Below are 19,531 nucleotides of genomic sequence, written 5' to 3' on the forward strand. Positions count from 1 at the left end.
AAGAAAAAAAGACAAATGTGCCGCTGCCCATCTGTCTATTTTTCTCACTTACTCGCCAAGGGCAAAAGTCAGTTCCACTTCGCAAACCACTTCGCCGTCAACTTTGGCAACGCCTTTTCCGCGCCCGATTGTGCCTCTCGCACGAATAATCTCAACCTCAAGGTGAAGCTGGTCACCAGGTTTCACTTGTTTTTTAAATCGGCAATTGTCAATGCCGGCAAAGAAAGCCAATCTGCCTCGGTTTTCTTCTTTAATCAGCATGGCAACAGCGCCGACTTGGGCAAGTGCCTCTACGATTAATACGCCGGGCATAACCGGATACTGAGGAAAATGGCCGTTAAAAAATTCTTCATTTGCGGTTACATTTTTAAATCCTGCAGCCCGTTTGCCCTCTTCAACTTCCGTAATCCGGTCTACGAGCAAAAACGGATAACGGTGAGGAATAATTTCTTTAATTTGCTGAGTATCAAGCATTCTCTTGACATCTCCTTCATCTGCGTTAGTATGTATAGCAATCATTTATGATCCAATCTGTACATTTGAAAAGTATATTATGAATGAATCTCTTTTTCAACCTGCACCCAAAGTGTAACCAACTGTCAATGAGAGCCGTCAAAAGTTGTGATATGATAATTATAGATTTTACCATTAGCAAAGAGGTAGGAAAATGATTTCAAAGTTTATAGAAAAAAGAATGCAAAAAATGTTAGACGAGTGGTATACCGCTATTGGCAAACGGAAAATGGATGACGCAGCAGCACTTAAAGAGGAAATCGATCAGAACCTTCCGAAGCTTAAAAGGAACACAAAACTTTGGATGCGTTATCAATTGTTCCTCGCACGGCATCAGCTGCTTTATGAAAACCAGGACGGTCTGGATTCATTATTCCATGATTTATATGAACAGGAAGAAAAAATGGATGATGAATTGAAATATTATCTGCACTTTTTCTCAGGATTATATGAAATGGTAAAAACCGCTCCGAAGCATGCGGTGAATGGTTTTAAAAAAGCTGAGCAGCACCTGCACGCGATACAAAACTCATTTGAAGCCGCTGACTTTTATTATCAAACCGCCGGCGCCTATTACTTGATGAAATCACCGCCGCTTTCCATCCAATATGTTGAAAAAGCTTTAAATATCTACTTGCATCAATTCGGCTATGTAAAAAAGGTAATCAGCTGCAAACTGCTGCTCGCTGTAAACTATATTGATCAAGAACGCTATGATGAGGCTGAACAGCTTTTCAAAGAAATCATCAAGAAAACCCAGCAGTTAAATGACGATAATCTGCTGTGCCATGCTTATTATAATTTGGGCTTTTTAAAAGCAACCGAAAAGAAAGACCATGAAGCACTTCTATACTTTAAAAAGGTATTGAAGAATCAGGAATTTGAAACCAATTCTCCAGTATCCTATCTTCACTGTGTGTATGAATCCGTCAGAGCTCTTTTTAAAACAGAAAAGATTTCAGAAGGAAAAGCGGTTTTGCAAAAAGGAAAAGAATTATCTGAAAAAGTAAACATTCAAACAATTCAATTGAAACTGAAAACACTTGAAGCGCTCTATACGTCTGCTGAAGATCCTTATGATACCTTGCTTGAATATGTGCTTGAACTAGAAAAAATCGAAGCTTGGGTGGATTTAGAGGTGCTTTTGGAGGACATCACGGAATACTACAAAAAAAAGGACGATTTCGAAAAAGCCGCCTTTTTTATACTGCGCGGCTGATTGAAAACGCCCCTCTCTCTATTATCTGACAGAATTAATCAAACCGAGCATCTGATCACCCATTGTAATCGTTCTGCTGTTCAGCTGATAAGAACGCTGAGACGTAATCAAATCTGTCATTTGTTTAGAAATATCCACATTTGACATTTCAAGTGCACCCTGCTGCATGCCGATGTTTTGTCTGTTTGCGCCATTCAGCTCTTCAAAGGCTGCCGCATTATCAATGGAGAAAAGATTATTTCCTTCGGATTTCAGCTCTTGAGGATTGTTTACTTGGATAACTCCGAGATTAAACCGCTGTACTGTATTCCCGTTAGATGCGGTTAAGGTCCCGTTATCATTGACCGTAATTTTTTTCATTGAGCTGTCTATGTTTACTGCATTGCCGTTTTCATCAAGCACGGGATGACCGTTGCCTGTCACGAGCTGAAGCTGGTTGGCATTATCAGCTGAAGGCGATAAATAAAGCGCCCCGTCCCTCGTATACTGGCGATTGCCATTCACGTTAACCTGCAGGTATTGGTAAGGAGACGTAAAAGCGATATCCAGATCGCGCTCCGTCTTCTGAATACTTCCTTGATCAGATACAAGCCGTGAATTCATCATCGCTCCGACGCCAAGGCGCAAGCCGGGCGGCGTTTTGCGGGATTGTGCCACTTCTTCGTTTTTTTCATCAACCTGATCGAATTGCTGTCTGACGAGCTCAGAGAAATTCGTATCCTTAGCCTTATAGCCGGTTGTGTTGCTGTTGGAAAGGTTGCTGCTGATTGTGTCAATCTGCTGCTGCAGCTGGTTTAAGGTTGTTGATGCCGTTAGCATTGACCTGAGCATAGTTGATGTCCCCCGTTTTTTCTTCCGTTATCTTATATTTTTCCGATTTCATTGGCTGCTTTGTCCATACTTTTGTCATAAGCTTGAATGACCTTCTGGTTTGCTTCAAACGATCTGTACGCTTCAGTCATTTCTGTATAGGCGCTCGTCACATCAACATTCGAAAGCTCCGAAACGCCTTGTTTTAATGAATAGGATACTTGGTTATTGCCAGCCGCGCTCGGCAGGTCATTTCCGTCAGCCGTGCTGTACAAATCATTGCCATCTTTTTTTAGATTTCTGACATCCTCTGCCATTCTGACATCAATCTGTCCGGCTGTTCGTCCGTTCGCAGTAACAGTACCGTTTTCAGACACGGTGAAATTTTCATTTTCGACCGTAATCGGCTGTCCTGTCGTTGATAAAATGGTATTTCCGTTAATCGTCAGCTGATTATTCTCATTTAAAGAAAACGTGCTGCTTTTTGAATAACGGACCCCATTCTCCGTTTGAACCGGATAAAAAAGGGCGGCATTTTCATTTGTTTCCGCATGAACCGGAACTTGATTTTCAACCAATGTGATGTCTGTAGGCTGATCCGTCGACTTGAGGCTTCCCTGTGTAAAAAGAGGCTTAAGCTCCTGCATATATACACCGGTATTAACGGAACCGATTTCTGTTTTCGATGTGCCAGCCGGAGATTTTGATTCAATTCTGCTAAGAAGCATCTCAGGGAACGCGCGCAGCGATCCTTGGTCTGCTTTATATCCGGATGTATTTGCGTTTGCGATATTATTTGAAAGCATTTCCGTTCTGCGCTCTTGGGCAATCATTGCGGATGTTGCGGTATATAATCCTTTTAACAAGTTTTCCACCTCTAAAATGGCATTTTTTCCAGTTGTCATATAGGAACATTCGTTCTATAATATAAATCAGGATTTTATCCTATTATCGGCATTTCCCATCAATTCGTGAAGAGTTTTCATAAAAAAACCCCATTCTATTTCAGAATGAGGTTTGAGTGATCAGCTTAGTTTGCGTTTAGGAAGCTTGTCCATATTATCAAGCATAACACCTGTGCCGACTGCCACACAATCCATTGGATTTTCAGCGACAAGCACCGGTACCTTCAGCTCTTCAGCGAGCAGCTGGTCGAGGCCGTTTAAGAGCGCGCCTCCGCCGGTAATGATAACGCCGCGGTCAATGATATCAGCGGACAGTTCAGGCGGTGTTCTTTCAAGCACTTGTTTCGCTGCCTGCACAATAACAGCTACAGATTCACGAAGGGCTTCTTCTACTTCTTTGCTGTTTACTGTAATTGTTCTTGGAAGACCGGAAACCATGTCCCGTCCGCGAATGGAAATTTCTTCGTGACGTGCGTCTGGGAAAACTGTTGCGACTTTAATCTTAATATCTTCCGCAGTACGTTCGCCGATCAGCAGCTTGTACTCGCGTTTGATGTAATTTAAGATTTCCATGTCAAACTTGTCCCCAGCCATTTTAATAGAAGACGAGGTGACAATATCGCCCATTGAGATTACCGCGATATCCGTCGTCCCGCCTCCGATGTCTACAACCATGTTACCGCTCGGCTGGAATATTTCCATACCCGCGCCAATAGCGGCAACTTTCGGTTCTTCTTCAAGGTACACATGTTTACCGCCGCTTTTTTCAGCAGCTTCTTTGATGGCTTTTTGCTCAACTGATGTAATATTCGTCGGGCAGCAAATAAGCATGCGCGGTTTTGAGAACAGGCCTTTTACGTTCAGCTTGTTAATAAAATGTTTCAGCATTGCTTCTGTTACTTCAAAGTCAGCAATAACTCCGTCTTTCAGCGGGCGAATCGCAACAATATTCCCAGGTGTACGTCCAACCATTCGTCTTGCCTCTTCGCCAACCGCCAGCACTTTGCCGCTGTTTTTATCAAGTGCAACTACGGAAGGTTCATTTAGAACAATTCCTTTACCTTTAACATGGATCAGTACATTTGCAGTACCGAGGTCAATACCAATATCCCTTGCAAACATCTATTTATATCCTCCTTGAAAATCTGTTTCACAGTAAATATCCACATTGTGCCCTAATTATATATATTATCATAAAATATAGAAAAAAAGTTGGAAGCACATTAAGTTCTTTACAAATTTTTGCGGATGATCTACAAACGATTTCCGGAAGACAATGCAGGCTGATTTGCCCTGGGTGATTATGGCTGGCGAACAGGCTCTCCTTCGAGAATTTCATCCTTTTTATACTTGAGTTTTGTTGCTTCTCCCCCTCTTAAATGCCTGATGGATTTATGATAATCGAGTATTTCTTTCACTTCGTTTGCCAAGTCAGGATTGATTTCAGGCAGACGCTCTGTTAAATCCTTGTGTACTGTACTTTTGGAAACACCAAATTCCTTCGCAATGACACGAACGGTTTTCTTTGTCTCCACGATGTACTTTCCTATCTTGATTGTTCGCTCTTTGATGTAATCGTGCACACCACTCGACCTCCCTAAAATGGATGTGAGAAGTGTGAAATGAGATCCGTATTCTGTAAAGAGTCATTCATTATGCAGCTTCTTTGTTGTATGATTTTACAAGTAAGTTTGTGAAATATGCCCACGATCCCTCACCTCAAACACTCTCTTTGTTAGGTTTGTAACAGTGTATTAGCATTCTTTTGGGAATATGCTAAAAACTCAATAAGGACAAGGGGTGAAACGAATTTTTCGGCTTGCGCTAACTATTTCGCGTCACTAAATTTTTATCTTTACATCCGTTCATCACTCCTGTAAAATGAAAAAGCAATTAGTTACTTAGGTAAGTTTTTTAGAAGGAGACCGAAATGACCTACGTCAACAGACACCTCATTCATCAAATCAACCAAAGCGCCCGCCTGATTGCCAAAAAAGCCAATGAACAGCTGGAGCCATTCGGCCTTTACTCATCTCAATGGTCAGTTTTATATTGTTTGCGTACGATCGGACCAATGACTCAAAAGGAGATTTGGTCCTATTTAAATGTGGAAGCCCCGACCGTAACCCGGACGATCAAACGCCTTGAAGAAAACGGCTGGGTACAGAGACGGCAAGGTGAAGACAAACGGGAAAAACTCGTTGTCCTCACAAAAGAAGCAGAGAAGAAATACGAAGAAATCAATGTGAAAATGCTTAAATTTGAGGAAGAACTGCTTGCAGATTTCCGTGATGAAGATAAAGAAGCGTTTTCTCATTTATTTCGTTTGTTTTTACAACAATGAAAATAAGGAAGTGACATACATTTGAAAAAGTCTGAACCAATTTGGACCAAAGATTTCATTATGGTCGTTCTCGTAAACTTGTTTGTTTTTGTGTTCTTTTATACATTTTTGACTGTTCTGCCTATCTATATGATGCAGGAGCTTGGCGGTACTGAATCTCAGGGAGGGCTGTTAATCAGTCTGTTCCTGTTATCCGCCATTTTCACTCGTCCTTTTTCAGGGGCTATTATAGAACGGTTTGGGAAAAAGAGGATGGCGATTGTATCGATGGCGATTTTTGCCCTTTCGTCTTTTCTTTACCTGCCGATTCATAACTTCTATTTGCTGCTTGGATTGCGGTTCTTCCAAGGAATCTGGTTCAGTATTTTAACCACTGTAACCGGCGCGATCGCAGCCGATATCATTCCAGTTAAACGCCGCGGCGAAGGGCTTGGATACTTTGCCATGTCTATGAACCTCGCAATGGCTATCGGTCCGTTTCTCGGATTGAGCCTGGTGAAAATTGTGCCTTTCTCTGTCTTCTTTACAATTTTTGCGGTGTTTATGATTGTTGGGCTGTTTGTTACATTACTCATTAAAGTGCCAAACAGCCTCAGTAGCGGAACGACTGTATTCCGTTTCTCTCTTTCGGATATGTTTGAAAAAGGCGCGCTTAAGATTGCGATTGTAGGGCTGTTTATATCATTCTGTTATTCAACAGTTACAGCATTTTTGTCCGTTTTTGCTAAGTCTATTGATCTATTAAATGTCAGCGGCTACTTCTTTGTTTGCTTTGCTGTTACGATGATGGTTGCGCGTCCGTTTACAGGCAAACTGTTCGATAAAGTCGGAGCGGGGATTGTGATTTACCCTTCAATCCTGATTTTCTCTGTCGGACTTTGCATGCTTGCCTTTACGCACAGCAGCTTGATGCTGCTATTATCCGGAGCTGTGATCGGACTCGGATACGGCTCAATCGTGCCGTGCATGCAAACGCTGGCGATACAAAATTCACCGGCACACCGTTCAGGATTTGCGACAGCAACGTTCTTTACGTTCTTTGACAGCGGAATTGCCGCAGGATCGTATGTGTTCGGATTATTCGTTGCTTCCGCAGGCTTCTCATCTATTTACTTATCAGCGGGTCTATTCGTTCTGATTTCACTTCTTCTCTATGCATGGAGCCAGAAAAAACCTGCTGTAGCCGAACCTGAAGGAAAAGTGTCGATTGCAGAATAGCTTGTCAGACTGCCGGTATTTGCCGGCAGTCTTTTTTTGCATAACAAACGGCATTCTGCTCCGTTTAACGGAATAGAATGCCGTTTGTTCATGATTCAATAATCGGACGCGCAGGTGAATCCGGATCTAATGTAAAATCAAAAGACTCTTCGTCGCGATACATCGGATCTGCATAGAGAGAGCCGACATCGTTTTTCGTTGCTTTTTGATAGGACGGAAATGAGTCGTATTCCGTCTTTTTCCACATCCATAAGCCGTCTTTATCTGCTTCCTTATGGTAAACGTTATGATTGACTGTATTTCCTTCATTGGTTTTAAACTCGTTGGCAATAAACAGACTAGAGTCACTTGCCGTCATAATATTCTTTTCTATTATGTTGTTTTTTGTATCATGCTGCAGCAATAGCTGACCGCCATACAGCCCTTTTGTGTCGTTTCTGAAAATAATGTTGCGAGCAATCACAGAACCGGCGGTGCCGCCACGCTCCTTGTCGTATCCGCCAATTGAAATCCCCGTGTACGCATTCTGATACACCTTGTTGTCGGTAATCTTTATATCCTCAGCATATTTCCCTTTGTGCTCAGAAGTTGCTTCAATACCGATATCGTTTCTGTATACCGTGTTTTTCCTGATGTCAATACTGCGTCCTCCGTCGACATAGATTCCGCCCGCTGAATACTCATCTCCATAAGCCGGATTTCCGAAAGTTGACTGATGATAGACAGTATTGTTTTCTACGACGCCGTTCCGCACATAATCGTTTTGATCTGCCGTTCCTTCATATCCGATAAGATCGATGCCAATATTGTTATTATCACGGACCAGATTTCCCGCAATTGTAAAGCCGTCAATGTTTCCGTTTAGCACAACTGCTTCACTCGCTCCGAGTGTCAGCTTTTCAACGGTATTATCCGTGATTTTAATGTCTTTCATGCTTCCCGTTCCATACACTGCAATTCCGTGGGCATTGCCCTCATCTGCCGTTGTTTTTATATTCCGAACATGATTACCCTTAATCGTGATATGGCTGCTGGAGCCAGTCACATAAATTCCCATGGCGGTTGCTTCTTCAGATGAAACAGAAAGATTTTCAATCGTTAAACCGCTGATTGTGATGTAATGTTTATTGTCTATGCCGATTAACGGCGTTTCATATTTTGCGCTCGTCATAGATTTCCCGGTAATCACTGCTTTCTCGTTCTGATAGTTTCGAAACGTGACAGGCTTCCCGTCCGTGCCGCTATGCTTCACCTCAAGCGGTTCATCATACGTGCCTTCACGGATTAATACGGTTGTTCCGGCAACAGCTTTCTTAGCGGCGTGCGCCAGTGTACGAAATGGCTTAGTTTTCGTCCCTTCATTTTGATCATTGCCGTTAGGAGAAACATATAAGCAGTTCACTGATTCTTGTTCATTTGCTTCCGTCTTATCATAGATTAAAGCGATGATCACAGCAGTTAAAACAACTGCAGCAGAAATAAAAATTGATAGCTTCATATGGGATTCTCATTTCTATTTAGAATGGATTTTCTTCTATCATTATAGGTTATCCATTTATGGAAAACCATCTCAAATCCATTCCACTGCAGAAAACGCTTATTCCGCACGAAGCACCTGTTCAGAATCATACTTTCCGACAGCAGATGATACCGGCGGGTGAATCCGCATCAGAGCAATATAGACAAGAAATGATGTCAGTACACCTACAAACCATGAGATGTCATATAAGCTCTTTAATGCGGGGACATACATTCCGATTAATGAGATGAGTGCGCCTAAAAGCGTGGCCGCGAATGCCCGGTAGTTATAGCCTTTGAAATACACATACCGTCCGGTTTCGGAATATAGGTCATCAACCGAGAGCTCCCGCTTGCGAATGATAAAGTAATCAGCCATCATGACGCCTGCCACCGGACCGAGCATGCCGCCGATTAAACCGAGAAACGCATAAACGCTAGTTGCGCTCTCCATGAGCTTCCACGGAACCGTAAATAAAGCGAGCAGGGCTGTGATATAGCTGCCTCGTTTAAAATTAATATATTTCGGCAAAGCATTCGCAATATCATAAGCGGGAGACACGATGTTTGCTGCTACGTTAACTGAAATGGTGGCGATACAGAGCGTAATCACAGATAATACGATGACATAAGGATTATCAAACCTCGCCAAAATATCAACCACGTCCCAAATCGGCTCGCCGAAAGCAACCTGTGAACCGGAGGTCACTGTAATACTGGCAAACGCAAATAACGCGAAGGTTCCAGGCAAGCCGTAAAACTGGCCTTTAATCTGCTCTTTTTGCGTTTCCGCAAACCGTGTAAAATCAGGTATGTTTAAAATTAACGTTGCCCAGATACCTATAATGCCAGTGACTCCGGCAGCAAACGGCCAAAACGTTTCTGAAAACGTGTGAAATTTCCCAGTCTGTGAATAGATCGGCCCGAGTCCTCCGGCTATATCGACCGCCCACCATACCATGCCGCCAAACACCACATATACTAAAGGACCTGCCCATACCTCGAAACGCTTAATCGATTCCATACCGTGATGCAATACAAGTAAGTGCACAGCCCAAAAGAATACGAAAGAGAGGAAACCAGACAAGTGGATACCTAGAATATTCCATTCCCCGCCAATCTCTCCCCAGCCGGGCCACATATTTAACAGCAAAATGTTCAGCGCCGTGCTCCCGGCAAAGGTTTGAATACCAAGCCACATAATGGCTGTAAAAGCCCTCAGAAGCGCCGGAATGTTCGCGCCGTAAATACCGTAAGAAGCCCGGATAATCACAGGAAATGGTAGCCCGTATTTTGTCCCTGCATGCCCGTTTAAAGCGAGTGCGCCAAACAAAATAAGCGAGGCCGTAATAATGATCGCCAGCACCTGCCACGGTGAAAGCCCAATCGCAATTAATCCGCCCACTGTCGCGTAGGTCGGTATATTATGTATGCATCCCATCCAAATGGAGGCGAAGTTCATTGCTTTCCACGTGCGTTTTTCCTGTCCTAAAGGTAGCAGATCCTCATTGCTCAGCCTGTTTGATTGCAGATGACCCTCTTTTAATTCCATAGCCGGCTCCCCTTTCAGCATTGTCTATCTTCCGTTCTATGTATTGTTTTCTAACATCACATGTGACTTAATATAACTGAAAAGTCAGACAAATACATTGGCTATGATCCACAATCCTTTTATTCATTTTTGAGCATCCTAAACAAGAAAAAGAGACAGATTCGTATATCTGTCTCTTTTCTCATGATCTTGTTTTCATTAAGGCGGTGAATCTCAAAGCCATAAACAGACTCAATCCGCCTACAGCAATAAGGATCATTCCCATGATATCAAAATGAGCCGCTGTAATCTCTTTACCGAACAGAAGGCCCAGAATCACCGAGGACAAAATCGAGCCAAGGTAACGGCACGTTTGGAACAGGCCTGAGGTAGTTCCCACCATGTCTGAAGGGCTCGTTTTCAGCATCGCTGCCTGAAGCGCTACGTTTCCAAGTCCGTAACCGATGCCGAGCAGCGACAGGATCAAGCCTTTCCCGATAACCGGAACGCTGATAAAAAAGACCGTTAAGAGCACAGCGCCCGCGGTCATCAGAAGCGATCCCGCCAAAATCGGCTTAATGACTCCCGATCGATCAATCCACTTGCCTGTAATGGGCGATATAGCGATACTCATACCCGACATGAACAGCATAAACAGACCGCTCGTTTGGACAGAAAGTTGCATTTCATCCTGAAAATAACTCGGCAGTCCGAAAAATAAACAGTAGAAGAATACATTAAGTAAAATAAACTGAACGTATACCGCTGACAGAGTTCGCTGCGTTTTAAACAGACGGACATCAATAAACGGCTTCTCCGTTTTCAGCTCACGCCAGACAAATGCGGCAAGCAGAATGACACCAATCACACCTTCTGACATATGTGGGGATGTGCTGAACGAAAGCAAAAAGGACAGGAGCAAAATGATCCCGCCGGCAAACAAAAGGATTCCCGGAACATCTAGCTGCCGGATAACCGCGCTGATCCCCACCCCTTTTTTCTGATCCTTCGGGAACATATACATCCCTAATAGGAAGCTGAGGATAATAAACGGCAGATTGACGATAAAAATCGCCGGCCAGCCGCCCCACACAATCAAAAAGCCGCCGACTGTCGGCCCCAGCGCCGTCATTGCAGATGCAAATATGGACAGAACCGCCATGGCTGAAGCCTGGCGCTCATGTATGTGGTTTCGTATCAGCCCGACTCCCGACGGATAAATCGCACTGCTCCCCACCGATTGAAACAGCCGCATGACCAATAATGTCATAAAGGTTGGCGCAAGCGGCGCCCCGATGGCGGAAACCGCCACAAGAATAAGCCCGAATAAAAACAACCTTTTACGCCCAATCAAATCGCCAAGCTTTCCCGTCACAGGCTGGGCCACAGCACTCGCCAAATAGAAAGAGGAGATCAGCCAGGAAACCGTCGTAAATGACAGGTGAAACTCATGCTGGATACTGTGGAGCGCCAGAGAAATCATAGACGAGTTCAGCGGATTCAGCATCGTTCCTGAAGCTACCGCTGTTAAAAAGACAGCACGGCTCTTTTTTGATATTTTCATTTCACTTGTGATAAAAATTCTTCTGTTGTCCGCGATTTGCCGATTCTTGGAAAAATAAAGCGCAGTGTCGCTTCATGCTCTTCCTCACTGAACGTGGACATCGCGTCGGTAATAAAAATCTGCTGATAGCCAAGCTGAAAGGCCTCGCGAGCCGTACTTTCCACTCCGATATTCGTGGCAATGCCGCATAGTACTATGGTATCAATGCCGCGGCGTCTCAGCTGCAAATCTAAGTCCGTGCCGAAAAACGCGCCCCACTGGCGTTTGGTCACTGTGTAATCTCCGTCCTGCACACCGATTTCCGGAACAAATTCCGCCCAGTCCACCGGCATTTCACCTGAACCTTCCTGCGCCTGTTCATCCGTTTCCGGCTTTAGCGCATCTGCTCCGTCATGGAAGGCTACATTCACAAAGCTGATAAAGCCGTTATGCTTTCGGAATTCGTCAACAAGTTTTTTCGCATTCGGGACAACCTGTCCGCTTTTGTCTATTGGCACAATTCCTTTTTGCAGATCAATGATAACCAATGCTGTGTTTTGAAAATCAATGGTAAGTGTGTTCATTTTACGTTTCCTCCTGATGCTGGTTAGTGTTTCTCACATCCCATATTTTACTCTTCACTTCACATGAATTCTTGCATGACGCTTGTGAAGTTCTCAGGAGAAGCGCTTATCTCACGATTTTTCTTTTATATAAAAATAAAAGGTAGTGCATACAAACATACCGGCAAGCACTGCGATCATAAAAGTTGTCATAGCTTCGTCACCTGCCTGCCGTTAATCGGCTGCTGATTAAACATGCCCATAAATTTGCGGCGGTCAATCCAAAGCAGAATCAAACACATGATCATTAATATCGTACTGAGATCCTGCACGCCAATATCAAAACAATAGTTAATCATGACGATGTTCACAATAATCGGCATAAATACAACGGCACCTAACGCAGATGTTCTTGGAATCAACAGCAAAACTGCAGCAATGATTTCTCCAAAGCCTATAAATACTTCATAGACATGAGAATAACCAAAAAATGTCCACGCAATTGTAAATCCCTTTCCCTTTCCCACCGCAGCTGCAATTTCAGGTGTTACTCCCCCAAACTGCCCCATGACCACTTTCACCAGGCCGTACACAACAAAATTAAAGGCCAAAAACAACCGGAATGTCGCCGGAATGGACTTTCTTAACGCTCTCAGCAGCCTGCTGCCTTTATTCATATCGCATCCCCCTCAGTGTATTATATCAACTAATACAGTTAATACAGTATATACCATTCTATTTTTTGTCAATTCCCTTTTTTCTCATAAAATCAGAATTATTTTATAGACACAAAGTCTTGTATAGTAAATACCGTTTTTTCTTTCCTCTCCCGCATCGATAACATACACTAAAAAAGCATGTTAGGAAATCTCACATGAAAATGTTTTATCGTTCTTTTTTCTCTATAATGAAGAAATATCATAATTGCTTTTATTCTGAAAGATACGGAGGAATGAGACATGCAAATGGGCGATACAGTATTTATGTTCTTTTGCGCTTTACTCGTGTGGCTGATGACCCCGGGGTTAGCGTTATTTTATGGAGGAATGGTAAAAAGCAAAAATGTGCTGAGTACAGCAATGCACAGTTTCTCTTCCATCGCCATCGTTTCCATCGTTTGGGTTTTATTCGGATATACACTTGCCTTTGCTCCAGGCAACTCACTGATTGGCGGACTGGAGTGGGCAGGTCTGAAGGGGGTCGGATTTGATCCGGGTGATTACAGCGACACGATTCCCCATTCATTATTTATGATGTTCCAAATGACGTTCGCGGTTCTGACAACTGCTATCATTTCCGGGGCTTTCGCAGAGCGGATGCGATTCGGCGCTTTTCTTTTATTCTCGGTTTTATGGGTTTCATTGGTTTACACGCCTGTTGCTCACTGGGTATGGGGCGGAGGCTGGATCGGCCAGCTTGGCGCGCTTGATTTCGCGGGCGGAAACGTTGTTCATATTTCTTCCGGGGTGGCCGGTCTTGTTCTGGCCATCGTGCTCGGCAAACGGAAAGACGGCACAGCGTCTTCTCCGCACAACCTCATTTACACCTTTTTAGGAGGCGCCCTGATTTGGTTCGGCTGGTTCGGTTTTAACGTCGGCAGCGCCCTGACCTTAAATGATGTGGCCATGTACGCCTTTATTAATACAAACACGGCAGCTGCAGCGGGGATTGCCGGCTGGATATTGGTTGAATGGATCATCAACAAAAAACCGACGATGCTCGGCGCGGTATCAGGAGCAATCGCAGGGCTTGTGGCCATTACGCCGGCGGCCGGGTTTGTCACACCGTTTTCTTCTATTATCATTGGCATCATTGGCGGAGCGGTTTGTTTCTGGGGTGTCTTCTCGCTGAAACAGAAATTCGGATATGATGACGCACTTGATGCCTTTGGCCTGCACGGCATCGGCGGGACATGGGGCGGCATTGCGACAGGATTGTTCGCAACAACTTCAGTCAACTCCGCTGGTGCAGATGGTTTATTCTACGGGGATGCAAGTTTAATATGGAAACAAATTGTAGCGATCGCCGCAACTTATGTTTTTGTATTTATTGTCACATTCGTTATTATTAAAATTGTAGGCCTCTTCCTGCCCCTACGCGCAACCGAAGAAGAAGAATCACTCGGGCTTGATTTAACAATGCACGGGGAGAAAGCATATCAAGATTCTATGTGAGGAGTGACGCTATGAGCGGTCAAATGTTCAAGGTAGAAATTGTAACGCGTCCGGCAAATTTTGAAAAGCTGAAGCAGGAACTCGGAAAAATCGGAGTCACCTCTCTGACCTTCTCCAATGTTCACGGCTGCGGGCTTCAAAAAGCACATACGGAGCTTTATCGAGGGGTAAAAATAGAAAGCAATGTATATGAACGGTTAAAAATCGAAATCGTGGTCAGCAAGGTTCCTGTTGATCAAGTAACTGAGACCGCTAAGCGGGTTCTGAAAACGGGATCACCGGGTGACGGTAAAATCTTTGTCTATGAAATCAGCAATACGATTAATATCCGCACTGGCGAAGAAGGACCTGAAGCGCTGTAATATTGTTAAGAGATTCGGACACTCCGGATCTCTTTTTTTGCGAACACAAAAACCCCCAGAAACCGTGGTACCCATTCGAATCCTCTTCAAGCACCATGATTTCAGACAATCTCTATTTTTATTTGAAACTTTTTCTGAGTAAGAAGAGTCTACTTAATATAAAAATGTAAAAGGTGATTATTTGAATTACGAAATATTTAAAGCTATCCATGGATTATCTCATCACAATTCTGTTCTCGATTCCATTATGGTTTTCATAACGGAATACGCGATCGTTGCCTATGCGCTTATCTTATTGGTGATGTGGCTGTTCGGGAACACACAAAGCAGAAAGAACGTACTTTACGCAGGAATTACAGGAATTGCGGGTCTTGTGATTAATTTCTTGATTACACAAGTTTATGTTGAACCGCGCCCATTCGTCGCTCACACAGTGCATACACTGATTCCGCACGATGCAGATGCTTCTTTTCCGAGTGACCACACAACGGGAGCGCTGGCTATTTCGATTGCAATGCTTTTCAGAAACCGTAAAATAGGCTGGCCGCTCGTCATCTTCGGGCTTTTAACCGGTTTTTCACGAATTTGGGTGGGACATCACTATCCTGTAGATGTGTTGGGCAGTCTTGTTGTCGCGATCATTATCGGGTTCCTGTTCTTTAGATTTTCAGATCTTCTTCGCCCGCTCGTTGATTTCATCGTCCGAATCTATGAAGCGATTATGAATAAAATAACGAAAAAACCAACCGATCAAAATTTCTAAGATAAAGCCGGCCTCTGAATGGAAGAGCGCCGGCTTTAATATTTTTCATACATCTCATGTCTTTTCCGTTTTGCGAGACCAAATAATCCAATAAACAGGGCAATCCCAACACTGTCAATGAGTACATCCCGGATGCAGCCGTTTCTGCTGAAGAAAAGCTGAATGATTTCTGTAAAAACGGCAAACATGAATGCTCCGGCCGAGGCCCATTTGATATTGTTCCATTGCTTCCACAGCAAATATGTCAGCACGAAGAAAGAAAACGCGTGCCCGATTTTTTGAATTACAGCTTCAGGCGTAGTCAACTGAGCAAAATCCATGTCTAAAAATGGGTATAGATCAGGATGCGGATGAAAGTGAAATGTCACTGTCTGCGACACCACCATATCGCTGAAGCTTTCTGTGCAGACAGAGAGTAAAATGAAGAAGATCCAGCCCGCGAGTAATAGACGATTCATCAAAACAGCCTCCTTTCCAGCAGCTTCTTGTGCATGTAAATACATAGACGGCACAGTGAAACAAAAAGTAACAAAAAAAACGCCTATCACACCGATAGACGTTTTCTTCATTAAGACTGTTCAGTGTCTTCTGTTGTGCTGCTTTCTTTGGAACCTGATTTGTCAGTTGAATCATCCGTTTTGTCTCCGGATTTTTCTTCAGTTCCTTTTTCAGTTGAACCATCCTTTTTTTCTGATGATTGCTGAATGGATTCTTCTGTTTCCTCAGTTGCAGCTTTCTCTTCTGCAGCTGCCGCTTTTTCAATAGAAGAAACCGGCTTGTCCATAAAGTTTAGCGGGTTCATAGCAACTCCGTCTTTACGGATTTCAAAGTGTACGTGGTTACCGCTTTCTTCGCTGTAAAGGTTCTTGCCAGACTTTCCGATGACCTGATTTTGCTTCACCTTGTCGCCTTGCTCAACACCTACTTCAGAAAGTGATTGATACACAGTAGATAAACCATCAGCATGTTCAATTTCCACAACATATCCCAGCACTGGATCTTTTTCAGCTTTGACAACCGTACCGCTTAGAGAAGCAGAAACATCGAAATCTTTTCCGTCTTTCTCAGCTAAGTCAATTCCTTTGCTTAGGCTGTACGTGTTATTATAGGTAACGAGTGCTGCTTCTTTTTCTTCTTTTGCGGCATCAGTTTCATAGAACTTTTTCACAACAGAAACGTTTTCAGAATCAACAACTGGCATTGCGACATTTTCCATAGACTTTCCTACTTCAACTGCATCGTCGTTGTTGTCGTACGCGGAGCTTCCGCCGTTATCAGCTAACTGATCCTTTACCTCATCATTTGATACAGATTGATACCAAAGGACAGCTGTTAAAATGACGGCCGCACTGACTAAGTAAATTGCAGGGAACACCCAGCGTTTACGAAAAAACTGCTGAAGTTTTTTGACTTGAGAAGTTTTCTTTTCTTCCTCTCTCATTGTTTCATCACCTCAGCAACATTCTGAACACTTTTCTGAAAATATATACACTGATATAAAAAACTTTTTTAGATATAGTTTGTGCAGGCTGATAAGAAAGTATGTCATTTTTTTTTGAGAGGAGAACCAGATACGTATGAACTTGACATTACGTCTTGCTGAAAAAAAGGATATAGAAGCGGTTGTTGCGATTTATAACTCAACGATTGCCTCACGAATGGTAACAGCCGATACTGAACCGGTAACAACGGAAGACCGGATGGCGTGGTTTTTGGGACATACAGACGAACGGCCGCTGTATGTTGCTGAGGATGAAAGCGGGGACGTGGCTGCCTGGATCAGTTTCGAAAGATTTTACGGCAGGCCCGCTTATAATAAAACAGCCGAGATCAGCATATACATTCATGAATCATGCCGCGGCAAAGGCGCCGGAAATCACTTGCTTCAGGAAGCGCTCCGCATCGCGCCGGAGCTTGGCATCCGCTCGCTTATGGCCTTCATTTTCGGACATAATAAGCCTAGCCTGAAGCTGTTTGAAAAGCACGGTTTCAAGGAATGGGGGTTATTCCCCGGCATTGCTGAAATGGACGGCAAGCGATATGACTTAAAAATATTAGGGAGAGAGCTATCATGATTAGTCTTGATAAAGATGAAAACCATATTGAAACTCACCACGAAGAAAACAGCGTGACCGAGCAAGAGAACAACAGCACAGAGGGCGAAAAACGTGAGCTGAGCGCTGCTGCTGTCAAATCGCTTTCAGACATTGCAAAGTGGGGCAAAATCACAGGAATTCTTTTAATTGTCATGGGTGCGCTGGCTGCCCTGTCGGCTTTAATGACAATCATAGGCGCTATTCCAGGCGTCCTGCTCATTATTTCAGGCGTGTTTCTGATGCGGTCAGCAAAAGCAGCAAGAGAGGCAAGCGGAAACCTGACCGGCAGTGCGGGTGTAAGCATGCTGGAAAACTACGGGAAATTTATTAAAATGCAATTATTCTACGCTGCATCAAGTATCGCCGCAGGCCTCATCGGAATCATTCTGCTTATTTTCTTCCTCGTATTTGTCGGCATCGCCGCTTTTGAGGATATGGATACGTATGAAGACCCGGATTCCTATTATTATGAAGATGAGCCCGTCTTTGAATAAAGGTGTGTGGATCTGACCTCCGAAGGATAGACACGAATAGCATAGGTATGAGTTCGGTATTGAACCGGACTCATGCCTTTTTATTATGTTCTCCTCAAATTCTCTGCGTTATCGTCATTCATCCAGGCACGCTCTTCGGTGTGACATACTTTGTATAGCATCCCTATCTTATATGTTAGAAACAATCAGGACACATTCCATGGCAATCTCTCCATTTACATCGTAGGACACAGACAGTTATATGATTTCTCATACAAAATATTTGTTTCTATCTTTTATACGTTTAGACCATTAAGCAGCCATTCCCCCACCGCCCCGCAGATGTACGCTCTATGTTTTATGGTTTTTTTAAAATAATAGTTGAATCGATTAGGCTAGAGCAAACACAGAGTTTTGTAACAAGCATATACTTCAATAACCGACATTTTTTCATCCATTTAAGAAAAAGGAAGTGGATATACTTGTGTTTTTCAAAGATAAAAAAATACTCATAATTGGCGGAACAGGTACGATTGGAAAAAGTCTTCTAAAACAAATTCTTAAGGATCAGCCAAAGGTTGTTCGTATATTTAGCAGAGATGAATATAAACAATTTATGTTGGAAAATGAAATCGGTCCCAGAAAGGATATTAGATATTTAATAGGAGATGTGCGAGATTATGACCGGGTGTTAAATGCTATGGACAGCATTGACTACGTCTTCCATACCGCTGCCATGAAGCATGTTCCTGCTTGCGAATACAATCCCTATGAAGCAGTCCTCACCAATATTATAGGAACCAATAATGTCATTAAAGCGGCAGTTGCCCAAAACGTAAAAAAAGTAGTTTTTACAAGTTCAGATAAAGCAATATCACCAACGAATGCATATGGAGCAACAAAACTCACAGCTGAAAGATTAATTTCTGCAGCAGAATACAGTAAGGGAAAAGCTTCGACGGTTTTTTCTTGTGTTCGGTTTGGAAATGTAATTGGTTCAAGGGGTTCCGTGGTTCCATTGTTTATAGAACAAATCTTGACGCAAAAAAAGGTGACTGTTACAGATTTAAAGATGAATCGCTTTATGATGACACTGGATCAGGCGACATCTTTATTAATTGGTGCACTAAAGGAATCTCAGGGCGGCGAAATCTTCATATTAAAAATGCCTGTCATATCACTGCATGACTTAGTGTCAGTCGTCGTTGAAGAAACATGCAAAAAACAGAATATGAATATTGATGAAATAGAAATACAGGAAATCGGGCTGCGGCCCGGAGAAAAAATGTATGAAGAACTGATGACTTATGACGAGTCGACAATGGCTTTGGAGCTGCCTGACATGTTTGTTATCCCTTCCACTTATGGGGAGAAAAATCATTATACCCAAGCGAAAAAAGCAACTGAAGGGACCTATAGTTCAAATGATCAAAAGCAGATTTCTAAAGAAGAGGTCCTTGCATTATTAAGATCGCAAACATTACTTTAATTCGGGAAGG

General features: G+C 43.3%; 22 protein-coding genes. 9 read left to right on the forward strand and 13 right to left on the reverse strand.

Translation table 11 applies throughout. The annotated features are described in order from the left end of the window. Positions 1 to 48: 48 nt before the first annotated feature. Entirely contained in the window at positions 49 to 474 is a 426-nt protein-coding gene (gene fabZ, locus V6D42_RS12345) for a 3-hydroxyacyl-ACP dehydratase FabZ (RefSeq protein WP_333513415.1), read from the reverse strand. Between the two features lie 193 nt (positions 475 to 667). Between fabZ and V6D42_RS12350 the strand changes: the two genes are divergently transcribed. Then, entirely contained in the window at positions 668 to 1,732 is a 1,065-nt protein-coding gene (locus tag V6D42_RS12350) for a response regulator aspartate phosphatase (RefSeq protein WP_010332176.1), read from the forward strand. 21 nt (positions 1,733 to 1,753) lie between these two features. Here V6D42_RS12350 and V6D42_RS12355 read toward each other — a convergent pair whose 3' ends face one another. The 5 genes from V6D42_RS12355 to V6D42_RS12375 all read right to left on the reverse strand — a co-directional run bounded on the left by V6D42_RS12355 (position 1,754) and on the right by V6D42_RS12375 (position 5,155). Further along, positions 1,754 to 2,563, reverse strand: coding sequence for a flagellar hook-basal body protein (locus tag V6D42_RS12355; protein WP_010332177.1), 810 nt, complete (start codon positions 2,561 to 2,563; stop codon positions 1,754 to 1,756). A 32-nt stretch (positions 2,564 to 2,595) separates the two neighbouring features. After that, positions 2,596 to 3,408 (reverse strand): flagellar hook-basal body protein, encoded by an 813-nt coding sequence (locus tag V6D42_RS12360; RefSeq protein WP_268504458.1) that lies wholly within the window; start codon positions 3,406 to 3,408, stop codon positions 2,596 to 2,598. A gap of 159 nt (positions 3,409 to 3,567) precedes the next feature. After that, on the reverse strand, positions 3,568 to 4,569 hold the full coding sequence (mbl, locus tag V6D42_RS12365; RefSeq protein WP_010332179.1) for a cell shape-determining protein Mbl: 1,002 nt from the start codon (positions 4,567 to 4,569) through the stop codon (positions 3,568 to 3,570). Between the two features lie 179 nt (positions 4,570 to 4,748). Then, positions 4,749 to 5,030 carry a sporulation transcriptional regulator SpoIIID gene (gene spoIIID, locus V6D42_RS12370; protein WP_010332180.1) on the reverse strand — a complete coding sequence of 94 codons (282 nt, stop codon included), beginning with the start codon at positions 5,028 to 5,030 and terminating at the stop codon, positions 4,749 to 4,751. 14 nt (positions 5,031 to 5,044) lie between these two features. Next, entirely contained in the window at positions 5,045 to 5,155 is a 111-nt protein-coding gene (locus V6D42_RS12375) for a protein usd (RefSeq protein WP_081720816.1), read from the reverse strand. 222 nt (positions 5,156 to 5,377) lie between these two features. Between V6D42_RS12375 and V6D42_RS12380 the strand changes: the two genes are divergently transcribed. After that, positions 5,378 to 5,791: a MarR family winged helix-turn-helix transcriptional regulator gene (locus V6D42_RS12380; protein WP_095712831.1), complete on the forward strand. Its 414-nt coding sequence runs from the start codon at positions 5,378 to 5,380 to the stop codon at positions 5,789 to 5,791. Positions 5,792 to 5,812: 21 nt separating this feature from the next. After that, positions 5,813 to 7,009, forward strand: a complete 1,197-nt coding sequence (locus V6D42_RS12385; RefSeq protein WP_268504455.1) for an MFS transporter — start codon at positions 5,813 to 5,815, stop codon at positions 7,007 to 7,009. A gap of 88 nt (positions 7,010 to 7,097) precedes the next feature. Here the strand turns inward: V6D42_RS12385 and V6D42_RS12390 are convergent, their stop codons facing one another. From V6D42_RS12390 to V6D42_RS12410, 5 genes are all read right to left on the reverse strand, one after another. Beyond that, positions 7,098 to 8,507 carry a right-handed parallel beta-helix repeat-containing protein gene (locus V6D42_RS12390; protein ID WP_333513416.1) on the reverse strand — a complete coding sequence of 470 codons (1,410 nt, stop codon included), beginning with the start codon at positions 8,505 to 8,507 and terminating at the stop codon, positions 7,098 to 7,100. A gap of 99 nt (positions 8,508 to 8,606) precedes the next feature. Beyond that, on the reverse strand, positions 8,607 to 10,079 hold the full coding sequence (gene pucI, locus V6D42_RS12395) for an allantoin permease (RefSeq protein ID WP_333513417.1): 1,473 nt from the start codon (positions 10,077 to 10,079) through the stop codon (positions 8,607 to 8,609). Positions 10,080 to 10,260: 181 nt separating this feature from the next. Then, the gene (locus V6D42_RS12400) at positions 10,261 to 11,622 is read right to left on the reverse strand and encodes an MFS transporter (protein WP_333513418.1); all 1,362 of its coding nucleotides are present in this window, start codon (positions 11,620 to 11,622) and stop codon (positions 10,261 to 10,263) included. Further along, entirely contained in the window at positions 11,619 to 12,185 is a 567-nt protein-coding gene (locus tag V6D42_RS12405; RefSeq protein ID WP_333513419.1) for an isochorismatase family protein, read from the reverse strand. Before V6D42_RS12405 ends, V6D42_RS12400 begins: the two co-directional genes overlap by 4 nt. 188 nt (positions 12,186 to 12,373) lie before the next feature. Further along, complete coding sequence (locus tag V6D42_RS12410) at positions 12,374 to 12,841, reverse strand: hypothetical protein (protein WP_333513420.1); 468 nt, start codon at positions 12,839 to 12,841, stop codon at positions 12,374 to 12,376. Between the two features lie 282 nt (positions 12,842 to 13,123). Between V6D42_RS12410 and amtB the strand changes: the two genes are divergently transcribed. From amtB to V6D42_RS12425, 3 genes are all read left to right on the forward strand, one after another. Then, a complete protein-coding gene (gene amtB / locus V6D42_RS12415; protein ID WP_010332188.1) occupies positions 13,124 to 14,338 on the forward strand; it encodes an ammonium transporter AmtB in 1,215 nt (404 codons plus the stop codon). Positions 14,339 to 14,349: 11 nt separating this feature from the next. Next, positions 14,350 to 14,700: a P-II family nitrogen regulator gene (locus V6D42_RS12420; protein ID WP_003221829.1), complete on the forward strand. Its 351-nt coding sequence runs from the start codon at positions 14,350 to 14,352 to the stop codon at positions 14,698 to 14,700. A 181-nt stretch (positions 14,701 to 14,881) separates the two neighbouring features. After that, positions 14,882 to 15,463, forward strand: a complete 582-nt coding sequence (locus V6D42_RS12425; RefSeq protein WP_333513421.1) for an undecaprenyl-diphosphatase — start codon at positions 14,882 to 14,884, stop codon at positions 15,461 to 15,463. A gap of 35 nt (positions 15,464 to 15,498) precedes the next feature. On the opposite strand, the gene V6D42_RS12430 is transcribed toward V6D42_RS12425, so the two are convergent. Then, positions 15,499 to 15,921: a VanZ family protein gene (locus tag V6D42_RS12430; RefSeq protein WP_333513422.1), complete on the reverse strand. Its 423-nt coding sequence runs from the start codon at positions 15,919 to 15,921 to the stop codon at positions 15,499 to 15,501. Between the two features lie 110 nt (positions 15,922 to 16,031). Next, on the reverse strand, positions 16,032 to 16,904 hold the full coding sequence (gene spoIIQ / locus V6D42_RS12435; RefSeq protein WP_010332192.1) for a stage II sporulation protein spoIIQ: 873 nt from the start codon (positions 16,902 to 16,904) through the stop codon (positions 16,032 to 16,034). 142 nt (positions 16,905 to 17,046) lie between these two features. On the opposite strand from spoIIQ, the gene V6D42_RS12440 reads away from it, so the two are divergent. The 3 genes from V6D42_RS12440 to V6D42_RS12450 all read left to right on the forward strand — a co-directional run bounded on the left by V6D42_RS12440 (position 17,047) and on the right by V6D42_RS12450 (position 19,521). Continuing rightward, the gene (locus tag V6D42_RS12440) at positions 17,047 to 17,538 is read left to right on the forward strand and encodes a GNAT family N-acetyltransferase (RefSeq protein WP_229149865.1); all 492 of its coding nucleotides are present in this window, start codon (positions 17,047 to 17,049) and stop codon (positions 17,536 to 17,538) included. Continuing rightward, positions 17,535 to 18,053: a DUF5362 family protein gene (locus V6D42_RS12445; RefSeq protein ID WP_333513423.1), complete on the forward strand. Its 519-nt coding sequence runs from the start codon at positions 17,535 to 17,537 to the stop codon at positions 18,051 to 18,053. Before V6D42_RS12440 ends, V6D42_RS12445 begins: the two co-directional genes overlap by 4 nt. A 463-nt stretch (positions 18,054 to 18,516) precedes the next feature. After that, a complete protein-coding gene (locus tag V6D42_RS12450; protein WP_326203326.1) occupies positions 18,517 to 19,521 on the forward strand; it encodes an SDR family NAD(P)-dependent oxidoreductase in 1,005 nt (334 codons plus the stop codon). The last annotated feature ends 10 nt before the right edge of the window (positions 19,522 to 19,531 follow it).

This window comes from Bacillus sp. 0909A (assembly GCF_036765115.1).
Lineage (GTDB): Bacteria > Bacillota > Bacilli > Bacillales > Bacillaceae > Bacillus > Bacillus mojavensis.